Raw genomic sequence first — 16,287 nt, 5'->3', positions numbered from 1 at the left:
TACTCGAAGTTACGTCAACCTGGAGGGGCCATGGAGGGGACGTCGGCCGGATTCCCGCGCGAGGCGGTGGCCACCCGCCTGCTCGCCGCCTCGGTGCGCACGAGCTACGACCCCGTGGTCGACATCGACTGGTCGGCGCCGCACACCCCCGGGGCCTACTGGATGCCGCCACGGCGCAGCAGCCTGTACGGCACGGCGCTGTGGGAGGGGATGAGTGAGGAGCAGCGGATCGAGGTGACCAAGCACGAGGTGGCCGGCGCGGCCAGCGCCGGGCTGTGGTTCGAGACGATCCTCATGCAGATGCTCATCCGGCACTACTACGACGCCGACCCGAGGACCCGGCACGCCCAGTACGCGCTCACCGAGGTCGCCGACGAGTGCCGGCACTCCATCATGTTCGGTCGGCTCATCGAGGCGCTGGGCTGCCCGGTCTACCGCGCCGACCCGGTCGATCACCTGCTCGGGCGCTGGCTCAAGGCCACCGCCACCGGCCCGCAGATGTACGCGGCCATCCTCATCGCCGAGGAGATGCTCGACGCGTTCCAGCGGGAGGCCATGGCCGACGAGTCGATCCAGCCGCTGATCCGGATGGTGTCCCGGATCCACGTGGTCGAGGAGGCCCGGCACGTGCGGTTCGCCCGCGACGAGCTGGCCCGTCAGGTCGAGGCCGCCGGCCCGGTCGCGCTGGGCTACGCGCGGCTGGTGATCGGGCGGGCCGCCTACTCGATCACCCGCCGCCTGGTCAATCCGCGCGCCTACGCGGCGGTCGGCATCCCGCCGGCGGTCGGGGTGGCCGCGGCCCGGGCCAACCCGCACTGGCGGGCCACCCTGCGCTGGTCCGCCCAGCGCATCACCGAGCACCTCACCGAGCTGGGTCTGGTCGCCGGGCCGGGCCGGCTGCTCTGGCGCCGCGCCGGCCTCCTGCCGGACTGACCGACGGCGGCCCCCCGCAGAGGGCCGCCGCCGCTCGCGCCGGTCAGGACGTGGGGAAGTTGTCCGGGGTGCGGATGCGGTTGCGCATGAAGTTCCCGGAGTCGGTGAGCAGGGCCGTGCCGGCGTAGCTGCCGCCCGCGCAGGTGCCCGGCCGGAACGCCGCGCTGCCCTCACTCGCGAGTACGTCCAGTTCGCTTGACGTTCTCTCCACCATAAGGGCGAAGATTCCCTCCACGCTGCGTGTGGAGCACGCGGCGTCTGGGCGGATTCCTGCTTCCCGGCGCGGTGCCGGCAGGAGTGCCGGTCTTACCTGCGCTCCACAGGCGTTTAGGCTCTCCCAGCGTCCCTGGGCGAGGATGTTCTTGGCCGCGTTGACATCCCGGTCGTGGGCCGATCCGCACGGGCAGGTCCACGACCGGACGTTCAACGGCTTGGGTCCGTCGAGCCGTCTGCAGGCCGAGCAGGTCTGCGATGTGGGCGCGAACCGATCAATCTTGGCGAAGGTTCGCCCGGCGCGGGCGGCCTTGTACTCCAGCATCCGGACGAATTGCGACCAGCCGGCGTCGTGCACCGACTTCGCTAGCCGGGTTCGGCCGAGACCGACGACGCTCAGGTCCTCGACGTACACCGCTTGGTTGTCGCGGATGATCCGTGTCGAGAGCTTGTGCTGCCAGTCCCGCCGGGTACCGGCCACCCGCGCATGCGCGCGGGCCACCCTCACGACGGCCTTGCCCCGGTTCGCGCTGCCCCGCTGCTTGCGGCATAGGTCCTGCTGCAACCGGCGCAGCTTGCGCGCGGCGCGGCGCAGGAATCTCGGCGCCGCGATCTTCGTGCCGTCGGAGAGGACCGCGAAGTGGGTCAGCCCCAGGTCGATGCCCACCTCGGTACCGGCCGGGGGCAGCGGCTGGTCGGGGACGGCCACCACGAACGAGGCGAAGTACCGCCCGGCCGCGTCCTTGATGATCGCGACCGAGGTGGGGTCCGCGGGCAGTGCCCGTGACCACCGAACTGCCAGGTCGCCGATCTTCGGCAGCCGCAGTCGACCGTTGTCGAGCAGCTTGAAGCGGGCGTTGGCGGTAAACCGGATGGCCTGCCGGTTGTCCTTGCGGGAACGGAACCGGGGTGGGGCGACCGTGCGGCCTTTGCGTTTGCCGGTCAGCGAGGAGAAGAAGTTCCGGTAGGCGGAGTTCAGGTCCGCAAGGGCCTGCTGGAGCACCACGGCCGAGACCTCGCCCAGCCATGCCCGTTCGGGCGTCTTCTTCGCCTCGGTAATCACCCGCTTGGACAGCTCGCCGTCCGACACATACGCCAGCCCGTCCTCGCGCGCCGACTGGCGGATGCGCAGCCCGTTGTTGAACACGATCCGCGCGCACCCGAACGCCCGAGCCAGCGCTTCCTGCTGGGCGGGTGTCGGGTAGACGCGGTAGTTGTAGCGGAGCTGCACATTGGACAGCTTGCCATCGGCCTATGACACAGATTGGGGACATTCGAAGCCGGGGACAACCGCCTCAGCGACCCCGGCGCCGCCCCGAGTGCAGCCGGAGCGCGTTGCAGACGTCGAACACCCCGGACACGTCCCAGGCCAGCTCGCCGGCCACCCGCCGGGTCTCCGCGTCGGCCACCATTCCGGCGAGGATCACCACCCGGTTCTGCACCGTGACGGTGATCTGCTGCCGCCGGGTGGTCCAGTCGATGCTCAACCGCTGCGCCACCAGGGCGGCGAGCCGCACGTCCGCGCGGTCGGGCGCGGGCCCGTCCGAGGCGAACGGGAAGTCAGGGTACGGCCAGGGCATCACGAGCTGCGGGCTCCTTCCGCTCGTTCCCGGCACTCCACCGGCGTCTCCGGCCGGCGCGGCGACGCCCCGACCGACCCGCCCAACGCCCGGGCCCGGCTGTCGAAGACCGCGAAGACGCCGTCCAGCCGCATGGTGTGCAGCACCGTGCGGACGAAACGGGACGGCGCCACGAGGCACAGCCGCCGCCCGTCCCGCCGGGTCTCCTGGTGGGCCCGGACCAGCAACCCGAGCCCGGCCGAGTCGATCACCTCGACCTCGGTGAGGTCGACCAGCACCCGCTCGCCCACCGTGGCGGCCTCCGCGAGCGCCCGGCGTACCCGTTCGGCGGAGTCGGCCTCGGGGACGGCCTGGGCCCCACCGACCTCGTCCAGGTCGTCGACGCCCAGGCCGCCGTCGTCGATCGTCGCCCGGGCGCCGCACCGGGGGCAGTGGTGCGGCCCGGAGGCGAAGGGGGAGCCGGCCCAGCCGTTCTCGAACACCAGCGTCCAGACGACCTCGGCGTCGGGCAGGATGCAGCCGGTGCCGGTGACGCTGTCACCGCAGCCGTCGCAGATGAGCAGCATCAGGTGCTCCGCGGGTACGACCGTCACGATCCCTCCCTCCGCCGCGCGCCCGGTCGGGGCGGCGGTTCCTTCCCGGGCGCCGGACGCCCGGCGGCCAGCACCGCGAGGACGACCGCGACGGCGGCGAACCCGGACTGCACGACCAGCGGCCACACCGCCGGCCCGCCGGGACCGGTGTCCACCAGGCCCACGACGATCGCGCCGAGCAGCGCGGCGGCCACCCCGAGTGCGAGGGTCAGCCAGACCGGCGCGACCGTGCGCCCCGGCACGACCAGGCGACCCATCGCGCCGACGGCGAGCCCGACGACGAGCGCCCCGACCAGCGTGCTGCCGTTCACGGTTCCTCCCTCGCCGACCCGGCTGTCCGGTCCGGCTCCCACCCTGCGCAGCGACCGTGGAGGGCGCCGCGCGGTTGTGTGACAGTTCCATGACAAAACCCGGGAACGGCTGACGCGGTTGGGCGCCCCGCGGGTGGGCGGTCATGATGCGGATATGACGGCCGTACTGGTGATCGAGGACGACGACCGCATCCGGCTCGCGCTGCTGCTCGCCCTGGAGGAGGAGGGCTATTCCGCCGCCGGGGCGGCGACCGCGGAGGAGGGGCTGCGCCGGCAGCGCGAGGATCCGGCCGACAACGTGCTGGTCGACCTGATGCTGCCCGGCCTCGACGGGTTCGAGTGCATTCGCCGGCTGCGCCGCGACGACGACGTGCCGATCGTGGTGGTCAGCGCCCGCGACGACACGCACGACATCGTCGCCGCACTGGAGGCCGGGGCCGACGACTACGTCGTGAAGCCGGTGGCGATCAAGGAGCTGTCCGCCCGGCTGCGGGCCCTGCGCCGGCGCGGCCGGGTCGTGGCGGACGCCGTCCCCGCCCAGGTCTTCGGCGAGCTGGAGATCAGCGCCGAGGCCGGCGAGGTCCGCCGCGCGGGCCGGCCCGTCGCGGTGACCCGCACCGAGTTCCGGCTGCTGTGCGAGCTGGCCGAGCACGCCGGCCGGGTGCTGTCCCGGCAACAGCTGCTGCGCCGGGTCTGGGGGTACGAGACCGGCGACGAGCGGCTGGTCGACGTGCACGTGGGCCGGCTGCGGCAGAAGATCGAGCCGGACCCGGCCAACCCCCGGCACCTGGTCACCCTCCGGGGCCTCGGCTACAAGCTCCAGCGATGACCCGCCTCGGACTGCGCGCCCGGGTCACCGCCGCGTTCGCCGTCGGCGCGTTGCTGCTCGCCGCCGTGATGGCCCTCTTCTCGTACGACCTGACCCGCCGCTCACTGCTCGACGAGCGGGAGCGCGCGGCCGTCCGGGCCGCCTACTACGACGCCGCGGTGGTCCGCTCCGGGCTGGACACCGGGACCCCGGACGTGGTGGCGGTGCTGCGCTCCCTGGACACCGGCAGCAGCCGCCGCCCGCTGCTGCACCTGCGCGACGGCTGGTACGCCCGCACCGCCGACGTCGGGGCCGGCTCCGTCCCGGTGGAGCTGCAACGCCTGGTCGCCGCCGGCCAGCCGGCCGTGCAGCGGGTCCGCCTCGACGGGCAGCCGACGCTGCTGGTCGGCGTCCCGCTCGCCGGTGAGCTGGGCTACTACGAGCTGACCTCGTTGCGCGAGGTCGAGGGCACCTTCCAGGTGGTGGGGCTGGCGCTCACCGCGGTGGCCATCATGGTGGCCGGGGCCGGCGCGGCCCTCGGCTGGTACGCGACCCGGCACAGCGTGCGGCCGCTCACCGCGGTCGCCGACGCCGCCGAGCGGATCGCCGCCGGCGACTTCGCCACCCGGCTCGACCCCACCACCGACCCGGACCTCACCCGGCTCTCCACCTCGTTCAACCACATGGTCGACCAGTTGGTGCGGCGGATCGAGCGCGACCGCCGCTTCGCCGCCGACGTCAGCCACGAGCTGCGCTCCCCGTTGCAGACCCTGGCCGCCGCCGCCAGCGTGCTGACCCGCCGCCGGGAGCACCAGGACGCGCGTACCGCGACCGCGGCGGGACTGGTCGCCGACGAGGTGGCCCGGTTCCAGCGCCTGGTGGACGACCTCATCCAGTTGGCCCGCACCGAGCAGCCCGCGCACCGCGACACGGTCGACCTGGCCGCGCTGGCCCGCGCCGCCTGCCGCGAGCGGGCGCTCCCCGAGAGCCTCGTCGAGGTGACGGCCGGCACTCCGGCGCAGTGGCGGGTCGACCGGCGCCGGGTCGAGCAGATCCTGCTGAACCTGCTCGACAACGCCGTGCGCTACGGCGGCGGCCCGGTCGCCGTACGCCTCGGCATGCGCGACGGGATCGGCGTCCTGGAGGTCGACGACGACGGGCCGGGCGTGCCGGAGGCCGACCGGGAGGTCATCTTCGACCGCTTCGTCCGTGGGCGGGCCGCGCACGCGCGGGCCGGCACCGACGGCACGGGCCTGGGTCTCGCCCTGGTGGCCCAGCACGCCGCCGCGCACGGCGGGCACGCGACCGTGGTGGACCGGGAGCCGGGCGCCCGGTTCCGGGTCGAGCTGCCGGGGGCGGGCGGATGAGCCCGCGGCTGCTTGCGGTGCTGCTCGCCGCGGCGCTGCTCGGTGGCTGCGGGGTGCCGGTCGACGACGAGCCCCGCCCGGTGCGGCCGCCGGCCGGCGGTTTTCCGACCCCGGCGGGCACGGCGACCGCCGAGCCGGACGGGCGGGTGGACGAGCCGCTCTGCTTCGTCCAGGGGGACGGGCTGGCGGCGGTCACCCGCCGGGCCGACGGCCTGCCGGGTGTGGACACCCACCTGCAGCACCTGCTGGCCGGTCCGGACAGCGGGGAGCGGGAGCGCGGGCTGGCCACCGCGCTGCCGGGCACGGTCGTGGTGGCCGGGGCGACCCTGGACGGCAGCGTGGCGACCGTCGACGTGCGGCAGGCCGGCGAGGAGACCGGCCGCAACGACGAGGTCCTCGCCTTCGGGCAGATCGTCTGCACGCTGACCCAGCGCCCCGACGTGGACAGCGTCGCCTTCCGCCGGGACGGGCAGCCGCTGGAGGTGCCCCGCGCCGACGGCAACGTGTCCTCGCTGCCGCTCACCGCAGCCGACTACCGGCCGCTGCTGCGCCGCTGACGGCCGAAGCGGCGCGCGCCACCGCGCATTTGTCCGCTCCTGGGCGAAATCTCCATCGTCCGTTCGGTTGATTAGGCGACAGCCTTTGGTCTAGGGTGACTGGCACGACCGGTGCTCTGGAGGCACCCGTTCTCCTCAGGACAGGAAGGGCAGCATGACCACGACGACCATCGCGCCGACGACGACCGGCGAGGTGCACCGCACGGCGGTGACCGGCGAGGAGACCCGGGCCAGCGAGCTGATCGCCGCCCTGGCCGAGCTGCCCGAGGGCCACCCGGCGCGGCCGGCCCTGCGCAACCAGGTCATCGAGGCGTGGCTGCCGCTGGCCAACCACCTCGCCTCCCGCTACAGCGGCCGCGGCGAGCCGGCCGGCGACCTGGCCCAGACGGCGGCCCTCGGCCTGATCAAGGCGGTGGACCGGTTCGACGCCTCCCGGGGCGTGGACTTCGCCGGCTTCGCCATCCCGACCATCCTGGGTGAGATCAAGCGGCACTTCCGCGACCGCACCTGGAACATCCGGGTCCCGCGCCGCCTCCAGGAGCTGCGGCTGCGCATCTCCGAGGCGAACAGCACGCTGACCCAGACCCTCAACCGGGCCCCGACGGTCGCCGACATCGCCAGCCACCTCGACCTCACCGAGGAAGAGGTGCTCGAGGGCCTGGAGGGCGCCCGCGCCTACAACGCCGTCTCGCTCTCCACCCCGATCGGTGACGGCGACAGCGCCACCGAGCTGGGCGACACCCTCGGCACCGAGGACAACGAGTACGAGCTGGCCGAGCTGCGCGCCTCCCTCGGCCCGGCGCTCGCCACCCTCGACGAGCGCGAGCAGAAGATCCTCACCCTGCGCTTCTACGGCAACCTGACCCAGAGCGAGATCGCCGCCCGGGTCGGCGTGTCCCAGATGCACGTGTCCCGGCTGCTCACCCGCGCGCTGACCAAGCTGCGCGGCCAGCTCACCGAGGCCTGATCCGTTCCGGGCGGCCCGCCGCCCGGCCGTCCACCTGGCTCGCGCGAGCGCTGCCGCCTCGCTCCGGGCCCACGCACCGCCACCGACCTCGGTGGCGGTGCGTTTTCCTCTCCACCCGCCTCGCCCGTCCAGCGGACCGGGGCGGGACCTGTGCATACTTGCGCGGTTGCAATCGTTGCCGGGGGACACCCGGCTGTCCCAGAGGCGGTAGTGGTGGTCGACCAGACGATCCCGCGGCGACGCGACACGACCCCGGCGGCCGGCGCCCCGGTGGCCGACCCGGGCCTGCGCCAGCTGCTGGCCGGTCTCACCGCGGTCCGGGACGGCGACTTCGGCACCCGGCTGCCGGAGGACGCCGACGGGCTGCTCGGCGAGATCGCCACCGTCTTCAACGGCATGGTCGACCAGCTCTCCCTGTTCACCTCCGAGGTCACCCGGGTGGCCCGGGAGGTCGGCACCGAGGGGCAGCTCGGCGGCCAGGCCGACGTGCCGGGGGTCTCCGGCACCTGGAAGGACCTGACCGATTCGGTCAACGCGATGGCCGGCAACCTGACCGACCAGGTGCGCGACATCGCCGAGGTGGCCACGGCGGTGGCCCGGGGTGACCTGTCGCAGAAGATCACCGTCGACGTGCGCGGCGAGATCCTGGAGCTGAAGGTCACCATCAACACGATGGTGGACCAGCTCTCCTCGTTCGCTGACGAGGTGACCCGGGTGGCCCGGGAGGTCGGCAGCGAGGGCCGGCTGGGCGGCCAGGCCGAGGTGCCCGGCGTGGCCGGCACCTGGCGCGACCTGACCGACTCGGTGAACTTCATGGCCGGCAACCTGACCAGCCAGGTGCGCAACATCGCCCAGGTGACCACGGCCGTGGCCCGCGGCGACCTGTCCCAGAAGATCACCGTCGACGCCCGGGGCGAGATCCTGGAGCTCAAGAGCACCATCAACACGATGGTGGACCAGCTCTCCTCGTTCGCCGACGAGGTGACCCGGGTGGCCCGGGAGGTCGGCACCGACGGCCGGCTCGGCGGGCAGGCCCAGGTCAGCGGCGTCGCCGGCACCTGGCGGGACCTGACCGACTCGGTGAACTCGATGGCCGTCAACCTCACCGACCAGGTGCGCAGCATCGCCCAGGTCGCCACGGCGGTGGCCCGGGGCGACCTCTCGCAGAAGATCACCGTCACGGCACACGGCGAGATCCTGGAGCTGAAGAACACCATCAACACGATGGTGGACCAGCTCTCCTCCTTCGCCGACGAGGTGACCCGGGTGGCCCGCGAGGTCGGCACCGAGGGCCGCCTCGGCGGCCAGGCCGACGTCAAGGGCGTCTCCGGCACCTGGAAGGACCTCACCGAGTCGGTGAACGTCATGGCGGACAACCTCACCGCCCAGGTCCGCAGCATCGCCGAGGTCACCACCGCGGTCGCCAAGGGCGACCTCACGCAGAAGATCCGGGTCGACGCCCGCGGCGAGATCCTCGCCCTGAAGGAGACCATCAACACGATGGTCGACCAGCTCTCCGCCTTCGCCGACGAGGTGACCCGGGTGGCCCGCGAGGTCGGCACCGAGGGCCGGCTCGGCGGTCAGGCCCGCGTCTCCAACGTGGCCGGCACCTGGAAAGACCTGACCGACAACGTCAACGAGATGGCGAACAACCTGACCAACCAGGTGCGCTCCATCGCGCTGGTCGCCACCGCGGTCGCCCAGGGCGACCTGAGCCGGCAGATCACCGTCGAGGCCAAGGGCGAGGTCGCCGTGCTCGCCCAGACCATCAACACGATGGTCGGCACGCTCAGCGCGTTCGCCGACGAGGTGACCCGGGTGGCCCGCGAGGTCGGCACCGAGGGGCAGCTGGGCGGCCAGGCCCGGGTGCCGAACGTGGCCGGCACCTGGAAGGACCTGACCGACAACGTCAACTCGATGGCGAACAACCTCACCGGCCAGGTGCGCAACATCGCCCAGGTGACCACCGCCGTGGCGCAGGGCGACCTCACCAAGAAGATCGACGTCGACGCCCGCGGCGAGATCCTGGAACTCAAGACCACCATCAACACCATGGTCGACCAGCTCTCCAGCTTCGCGGCCGAGGTCACCCGGGTCGCCCGCGAGGTCGGCAGCGAGGGCCGCCTCGGCGGTCAGGCCGAGGTCGAGGGCGTCTCCGGCACCTGGAAGCGGCTGACCGAGAACGTCAACGAACTGGCCGGGAACCTGACCCGGCAGGTGCGCGCCATCGCCGAGGTGACCAGCGCGGTCGCCACCGGCGACCTGACCCGCTCGATCACGGTCGACGCCTCCGGTGAGGTCGCCGAGCTGAAGGACAACATCAACTCGATGGTGGAGTCGCTGCGCGAGACCACCCGGACCAACCAGGAACAGGACTGGCTCAAGACCAACCTGGCCCGCATCTCCGGCCTCATGCAGGGCCACCGGGACCTGGAGGTGGTCGCCGGCCTGGTGATGAACGAGCTGGCCCCGCTGGTCTCCGCGCAGCTCGGCACGTTCCTGCTGGTCGACGAGGCCACCGACGGCCGCAGCCTGCGGGTGGTCGGCGGCTACGGCCACGACGCCACCCGCCGCCGGTACGCCCTCGGCGACTCCCTGGTCGGGCAGGCCGCGCTGAGCAAGCGGGCCATCGTGGTGGACGCCGTGCCGGCCGACTACGTCACCGTGTCGTCCAGCCTCGGCGCGGCCGTGCCGCTGCACCTGGTGGTGCTGCCGATCCTCTTCGAGGACCAGGTCCTCGGCGTCATCGAGCTGGCCGGCATGGGGCGGTTCACCGAGGTCCAGCGCGACTTCCTCGACCAGCTCACCGAGACCATCGGCGTCAACGTCAACACCATCGTCGCCAACGCCCGCACCGACGTGCTGCTGACCGAGTCGCAGCGGCTGGCGGCCGAACTGCAGGCCCGCTCGGAGGAGCTGCAGGCCCGCTCCGAGGAACTCCAGAGCTCCAACGCCGAGCTGGAGGAGAAGGCCGCCCTGCTGGCCCGGCAGAACCACGACATCGAGACGAAGAACTCCGAGATCGAGCAGGCCCGCCAGGAGCTGGAGACCCGGGCCCAGCAGCTCGCGCTCGCCTCGAAGTACAAGTCCGAGTTCCTCGCCAACATGAGCCACGAGCTGCGTACGCCGCTGAACTCGCTGCTCATCCTCGCCCAGCTGCTGGCCCAGAACCCCAACCGCAACCTCACCCCGAAGCAGGTCGAGTACGCCACCGTCATCCACTCGGCCGGCGCCGACCTGCTCCAGCTCATCAACGACATCCTCGACCTGTCCAAGGTCGAGGCCGGCAAGATGGACATCAACCCGGAGACGTTCGAGCTGTCCACGCTGCGCGACTACGTCGACGCCACCTTCCGCCCGCTCACCACGCCGCGCGGGCTGGAGCTGGACCTCGTCACCGGCCCGGACGTGCCGGCCCGCCTGCGCACCGACGAGCAGCGGCTCCGGCAGGTGCTGCGCAACCTGGTCTCCAACGCGGTCAAGTTCACCGAGAAGGGCCGGGTGCAACTGCGCATCGAGCGGGCCCGCCCGGACGAGCTGCCGGCCGGAATGCCGCCGGCGGAGACGGTCATCGCGTTCCGCGTCGTCGACACCGGCATCGGCATCGCCGAGCAGCACCTGACCGCCATCTTCGACGCGTTCCAGCAGGCCGACGGCACCACCAGCCGGCGGTACGGCGGCACCGGCCTGGGCCTGTCCATCAGCCGGGAGATCGCCCGGCTGCTCGGCGGGCAGATCACCGCGAAGAGCGTCCTCGGCCAGGGCAGCACCTTCACCCTCTACCTGCCCGCCACGACCACCGCACCGCTGCCCGACACCGGCGCCGCCCTCCCGGCCGCGGCGACGGCGACTCCCATCGAGGCGGAGGCCCAGCGCTGGGTCGAGCAGCAGCAGCGGCGGGTGCTGGTGCTCGAACCGCACGAGAAGGGGCTGCTCACCCTGCTGGCCCGCGGGGTGGCCGCCGAGACCGGCGGCCCGGTCGAGGTGTCGACCGCCGTGGACGTCGAGGCGGCGGTCGGCACGCTGGCCCGGCACCGCCACCACCTGCTCGTGGTGCAGCTCGACCCGGCCGACGAGCACGGCACCGCGCTGCTCAAGGCGCTGCACGAGCACCCCGGCCTGCGCGGCCTGCCGGTGCTCGCGTATCACGGTCAGCCGCTCGCGGCCGGGCAGGACACCCTGCTGCAGGGCATGGCCGCGGACCGCCCGCTGGAGATCCTCGCCAGCCTCGACGAGCTGCGGGAGCGGATCGTGCTGCACCTGACGGCGGACGCCCCGGAGCGGGTGCCGTCGTTCACGGCGCCCGCCGCGGACCGGGGCCCGGTCGACGACCCGGTGGTGCGGGAGCTGTCCGGCCGCAAGGTGCTCGTCGTGGACGACGACGCCCGCAACGTCTTCGCGCTGACCAACATCCTCGAACTGCACGGCATGGACGTGGTCTACGCGGAGAACGGCCGCCAGGCCGTGGAGACGCTGATGCGGCACGACGACATCGACCTGGTGCTGATGGACGTCATGATGCCCGAGATGGACGGGTACGCGGCCACCGCCGCGATCCGCGCCATGCCCCGCTACGCGGACCTGCCGATCATCGCGGTGACCGCGAAGGCGATGCGCGGGGACCGGGAGAAGAGCCTGTCGTCGGGCGCCAGCGACTACGTCACCAAGCCGGTCGACGCCGAGGACCTCCTCACCTGCATCCACCGCTGGCTGACCAGCTGAGCCACCGCAGAATCCGGCCTCAGCAGCGGGATTCGTGGGGTCAACTCGTTCATCACCTGGCTCAGCGCATAGTCGTGTCGGCCGTCCGCCAGCTCGGCGATGTCTATCGTCGCGCCGAACATCAGTTCATGCTTGACGAACAGGGAGACCGGAGCCGGGAAGCCGTCCGGGGGTGTTGTCGGCTTTCTCGCGGAAGCCGTCGGGGGGGCACGCCGACGGTGACCGACTCCACCACGGGGCATCCTCCTCCGCGAGGATCTCCCACACCAGGCGGGGATCCGTCTCGCCCTCCCGCGGGGGCATGGTGAGGCGCAGGTAGCCGATCGGGCAGGCACGGTCGAAGCGCAGGACGAGCGCGCCGTCGACCAGTTCGGCGGTCACCCGCTCGTCGCTGCCGGAGTCGCAGGCGACCAGCGTGGCGGCGACGAGCGGCAGGACCAGGCCCAGAAGCCAGTTGGTGGCTCGACGACGTGTCCGTCCTCTCGGACGGCGGCACGGCCTCCGGGCAGGGAACCTCAATTGCCGCATCCCCCCGCCAGCCGAACCCGCCGAGCACCGTCAGTATTCGTGATGGGTCCTGCCTGCGCCATGGGCCAGTCGTGGGCAACCCCAGGTTGCTTCTTTCTCGGCTCATCTTTCGAAGCCGTGACGCGCGACAGCTTTGGCTTTGTGGCCACGGCCGCACGGGCTCAGCATGCTGGTTGTTCTGTCTCTGGCCGGGGCCCCGTTCGTACCGCCATCTGGACTGCGCGGGCGGGTGGCGGGTGCTCTGCTCCCAGCCGCCGGCCGACCGGTGGCGGGTTGCCGCCATGCCGGCAAACCACCACACATAGGCGCGAGCACCGACCGGTAGTCGACCATGACGTTGTACGTGGCGCGGTAGCGGGGTTGACCTGTGTGGAACCGAGTGCTCGAATCGAGTCGGTCCCCGTGCGGATCGACCAACCAATACTTCGGCAGGCGGGATCTGATGGCAGTCTCTCCCTATAGCCTGGAAGGCGCGCGCGTAATTCTGTCCGGCTCGAATGAAAAGTGGGCCAGGAATCTGAGTACGCTCCTCGGCATTGGCGTCATCGCCGCCGGTCCGGTCGGCCTGGCTACTGGTTCGGGCATCGTCCTGGCGGCTTGGGGTTGGGTCGACCAGAAGAACGAGGCGGTCGGTCTCCTCCGTGAACTCGTCCGAGCGGGTCGCGACCGGCTCACCGGTAGGCGGTCGCCTGAAAGGGCCGTCGTTCTTGCCGCTACTCACACTGCTCTGGTGTATGGCGCCTTCTTCGCCGCGATCCGCGAAACCCTCGGACCTGTTTACGACCAGATCGGACTCAGTGACGAGGACAAGCAGCTCCTCACCGACCGAGCTGCCGCCCTCATGGCCCAGAAACAATTGACGTACACGTTCACCACTGCTCAGGTTCCTCTTCCTTGGGCGGGGTGCGGATATCACGCCAACCGTGACACGGTCATCACCTCGCTCTACGAGGAACTTGCCGCCCTGTGCATCAAGTTCTTCCAACATTTTGCCGTCTGGGGCAGGGCCGAGGTCGTGAGCCCGGCGCAACCGTTGATCGACAGCATGGTCGAGCGGGCGGTGCGGCGGTACGACTCGGAGTACAAGATGCTGGCTGCGGAGGTCCGGGAGTTCGAGATCTGGGCATTGCTCGGCGAGCACGCCGCGACTCAGGCAGTGCTGGGACAAGCGGCAGAGTCCCTGGTCCGGTTGGAGCGCCTGATGGTCTCCCTGGCGGGTGCAACCCAGCAGCACGCACACCAGGTCCGGCGAGTCAGCGCCGACTTCAACCGGGCGGTCCTGAACGACCCGCTGGTGACCGCCGGCGTTTCCGACGACCTTCCCGCCCTGAAGGTACCCACTGTTGAGGACGGCTACCTCAGCCCGCCCTTCCGGTGGATGGTGATGGGCCAGGACGCCAAGCCGGCCGACGAATCGTGGTGGGCGCGGTCGACGCCTCTGGAGAACGATCTGGACGGATTTTTGGCGGCCTACTTCTCCTCACCGCAGAGTCATGACCGACCGCTGGTGGTCCTCGGCCATCCCGGCTCGGGTAAGAGCATGTTCACCAAAGTCTGCGCCGCACGGCTCTCCAGCAGCACCGCCTTCTCCGCGGCTCGGATCCCGCTGCGTCAGGTGCCGGATCCCAACGCTCCGCTTTACCAGCAGGTGACCGCCGTCCTCGGCAAGGCCACGAATGGCCGTGTTTCCTGGCCCGAGCTCAGCGACGCGTCCGCCGACGCGACCCGGGTGTTGTTCATCGACGGACTCGACGAGTTCATGCAAGCGTCTGGCGCGTCGGAGTCGAACTACCTGCAGAACGTGGTCGAATTCCAGCGCGTCGAAGCCGTCACCTCCCACCCGGTCGCCGTCGTCGTCACGTCGCGGACCCTGGTCGCAGATCTCGCTCGCATCCCCGACGGCTGCCTGGTGGTCAAGCTGGAGAATTTTCGATCCGAGCAGGTGGCCGCCTGGCTCGGCATATGGGAGCGCGTCAACGATCATCTGCGGCACAGCGAGCTGGCTGGCATCCCACCAGCCGCATCCGTGCTGTCCTACGGCGACATCGCCCGCCAGCCGCTGCTTCTGCTGCTCCTGGTTCTCTACGGCGTACCAAACGGCCTTCCCCCGATGGAGAAGGACTCCACGCCTGCCCAGATCTACGGTGGGATATTGCGTAGGTTCATCCGACGCGAACTCAGTAAGCCGAGAGATGTCGAACCAGCCGGGAGCGAAGAGGTGCAGACGCACGCGGAACTCTGGCGGCTCGGAATCGCCGCCTTCGGCATGTTCAACCGAGGCAAGCACTACATCGAGGAGCAGACACTCCTGGAGGACCTCTACGCACTCGATTCGGCGCCGCGGAAGCGGCAGAATCCGCAGCGGGGCGTTTCGCTGAACGCGGCACGCCGGGTACTCGGCCGCTTCTTCTTCGTTCATGCCTCTGAGGCTGACGAGGGCTTGGAGGGGCGAAGCTACGAGTTCCTGCACGCTACCTTCAGCGAGTACCTCATCGCCTACCTCACCATGACGGAACTCGACGAACTCTGGAATTCCCGCGATCGGCCGTCCTCCCAGAACTGGGACGATGACCGCCTCTACGCACTGCTGTCGCACCAGAGCTTTAATTCGGGTGGCTCGGCCATCCTTTCATTTATCGAACAGCTGTACTCGAATTCGGACGCTGCAGTCCGCGCCGGTCAGATATTGCGCGTTCTGTTGAGCGAGGCCGAGAGTCGATGGGACAGCGGCCGATACGGGGCATATGCTCCGTCCGCAGGTACCTATGTCGAACGGTTCGCCATCTATACGGCTAATCTTGTGCAGATTCTGCTGCACGTCGAGAAGGGGCCAGTCGCACTTGATTCGATCGCCCCAAGGTCGGCTCAGGTCAGCGAGTGGTGGGTGAGGCTGGTCCGGGTGTGGCAGGGGTGTCTCGGCACCGACTTCCTCGGCACCCTGTCGGTGGACGAGGCGGGATTGTTCGTTTCTCGTGGGGAGCTGGAAGAAGAGCAGCCGGTGGTTCACACGGAGTGGCTTGCCCTGTCCCGAATCGACGCGGTGATCTTCAACGCGGGGCACGGCGTGGTGGGTAACACTTATACGATCGGAAGCCCTGATCGCGAGGTCGACGTCATGGGCGAGGCGGCGCGTGCCTACGTGGACCCGAGAGCGTTCTGGCGGAGTCGCCGGAAAGTGGCCCAGCTCATCCACGCGGACGAAACAAAAAGGCCCCAGAGTTACAGTCTGTCGTTGTTGATCGCTCATGTCGCGCACAGTCCGGAGCTCTTCTCGGGCGAAGATGCGGCAGCCCTCGCACCGCTTGCGATCAAAAAAGGACCGGTGCCCGCCGATGGCTGGCCGGTGTCGCTCATTATCGCGCAGTACCCGCAGATTTCGCACAGGTCAGACGTCAGGGGGTACATCGACCGCACGCCCCCCCACGGACCTGAGTTCGCCGCACTGCTGGCCGGGGCGTTGGTCTGGAAGGACGGGTGGTCGGCGGCTCAAGACATCGTGGCCCGTGCAGAGGAAGACTTGCTTGAGGAGGCGGTGGCGATGCAGCCGTGGATCGACGGAATGGCCAGCGTGATGGATGAACGTCGGCAAGTCCTCGTCGTCGCCGGGCATTTGGTCGTAGTGATGGAGGGTCTGTTTCCCGAGGAGGATCACGCCGAAGTGCCCGCCGAGGATCGTCAGTAGTTGCTACGGCCCATTCCGGGTCCGTC

At 70.7% G+C, this 16,287-nt stretch carries 12 protein-coding genes; 7 read left to right on the top strand and 5 right to left on the bottom strand.

All coding sequences use genetic code 11. The annotated features are described in order from the left end of the window. Nucleotides 1–30 precede the first annotated feature (30 nt). Entirely contained in the window at nucleotides 31–933 is a 903-nt protein-coding gene (locus ABZS80_RS19580) for a diiron oxygenase (RefSeq protein ID WP_355057684.1), read from the top strand. Nucleotides 934–976: 43 nt separating this feature from the next. Here the strand turns inward: ABZS80_RS19580 and ABZS80_RS19575 are convergent, their stop codons facing one another. From ABZS80_RS19575 to ABZS80_RS19560, 4 genes are all read right to left on the bottom strand, one after another. Continuing rightward, nucleotides 977–2,377: a transposase gene (locus ABZS80_RS19575; RefSeq protein WP_355057682.1), complete on the bottom strand. Its 1,401-nt coding sequence runs from the start codon at nucleotides 2,375–2,377 to the stop codon at nucleotides 977–979. A 64-nt stretch (nucleotides 2,378–2,441) separates the two neighbouring features. Beyond that, nucleotides 2,442–2,726, bottom strand: a complete 285-nt coding sequence (locus ABZS80_RS19570) for a BON domain-containing protein (protein ID WP_355057680.1) — start codon at nucleotides 2,724–2,726, stop codon at nucleotides 2,442–2,444. Further along, nucleotides 2,726–3,319, bottom strand: a complete 594-nt coding sequence (locus tag ABZS80_RS19565) for an STAS domain-containing protein (RefSeq protein WP_355057679.1) — start codon at nucleotides 3,317–3,319, stop codon at nucleotides 2,726–2,728. Before ABZS80_RS19565 ends, ABZS80_RS19570 begins: the two co-directional genes overlap by 1 nt. Next, nucleotides 3,316–3,630 carry a hypothetical protein gene (locus ABZS80_RS19560; protein ID WP_355057677.1) on the bottom strand — a complete coding sequence of 105 codons (315 nt, stop codon included), beginning with the start codon at nucleotides 3,628–3,630 and terminating at the stop codon, nucleotides 3,316–3,318. Before ABZS80_RS19560 ends, ABZS80_RS19565 begins: the two co-directional genes overlap by 4 nt. A 154-nt stretch (nucleotides 3,631–3,784) precedes the next feature. On the opposite strand from ABZS80_RS19560, the gene ABZS80_RS19555 reads away from it, so the two are divergent. From ABZS80_RS19555 to ABZS80_RS19535, 5 genes are all read left to right on the top strand, one after another. Further along, nucleotides 3,785–4,459, top strand: coding sequence for a response regulator transcription factor (locus tag ABZS80_RS19555; RefSeq protein ID WP_355057675.1), 675 nt, complete (start codon nucleotides 3,785–3,787; stop codon nucleotides 4,457–4,459). Further along, a complete protein-coding gene (locus ABZS80_RS19550; RefSeq protein WP_355057674.1) occupies nucleotides 4,456–5,805 on the top strand; it encodes a HAMP domain-containing sensor histidine kinase in 1,350 nt (449 codons plus the stop codon). The genes ABZS80_RS19555 and ABZS80_RS19550 overlap by 4 nt, the downstream gene beginning before the upstream one ends. Further along, the gene (locus ABZS80_RS19545; protein WP_355057672.1) at nucleotides 5,802–6,362 is read left to right on the top strand and encodes a GerMN domain-containing protein; all 561 of its coding nucleotides are present in this window, start codon (nucleotides 5,802–5,804) and stop codon (nucleotides 6,360–6,362) included. The genes ABZS80_RS19550 and ABZS80_RS19545 overlap by 4 nt, the downstream gene beginning before the upstream one ends. 154 nt (nucleotides 6,363–6,516) lie before the next feature. Beyond that, on the top strand, nucleotides 6,517–7,329 hold the full coding sequence (locus ABZS80_RS19540; RefSeq protein ID WP_355057670.1) for a SigB/SigF/SigG family RNA polymerase sigma factor: 813 nt from the start codon (nucleotides 6,517–6,519) through the stop codon (nucleotides 7,327–7,329). Nucleotides 7,330–7,542: 213 nt separating this feature from the next. Then, a complete protein-coding gene (locus ABZS80_RS19535) occupies nucleotides 7,543–12,051 on the top strand; it encodes a HAMP domain-containing protein (RefSeq protein WP_355057668.1) in 4,509 nt (1,502 codons plus the stop codon). Nucleotides 12,052–12,177: 126 nt separating this feature from the next. Here ABZS80_RS19535 and ABZS80_RS19530 read toward each other — a convergent pair whose 3' ends face one another. Then, complete coding sequence (locus ABZS80_RS19530) at nucleotides 12,178–12,432, bottom strand: hypothetical protein (protein ID WP_355057667.1); 255 nt, start codon at nucleotides 12,430–12,432, stop codon at nucleotides 12,178–12,180. 589 nt (nucleotides 12,433–13,021) lie between these two features. Here ABZS80_RS19530 and ABZS80_RS19525 point away from each other — a divergent pair. Then, on the top strand, nucleotides 13,022–16,261 hold the full coding sequence (locus ABZS80_RS19525; protein ID WP_355057666.1) for a hypothetical protein: 3,240 nt from the start codon (nucleotides 13,022–13,024) through the stop codon (nucleotides 16,259–16,261). The last annotated feature ends 26 nt before the right edge of the window (nucleotides 16,262–16,287 follow it).

The organism is Micromonospora sp. NPDC005305 (assembly GCF_040607315.1).
GTDB lineage: Bacteria > Actinomycetota > Actinomycetes > Mycobacteriales > Micromonosporaceae > Micromonospora.
This window is presented reverse-complemented; position numbering and strand designations above follow the sequence as displayed.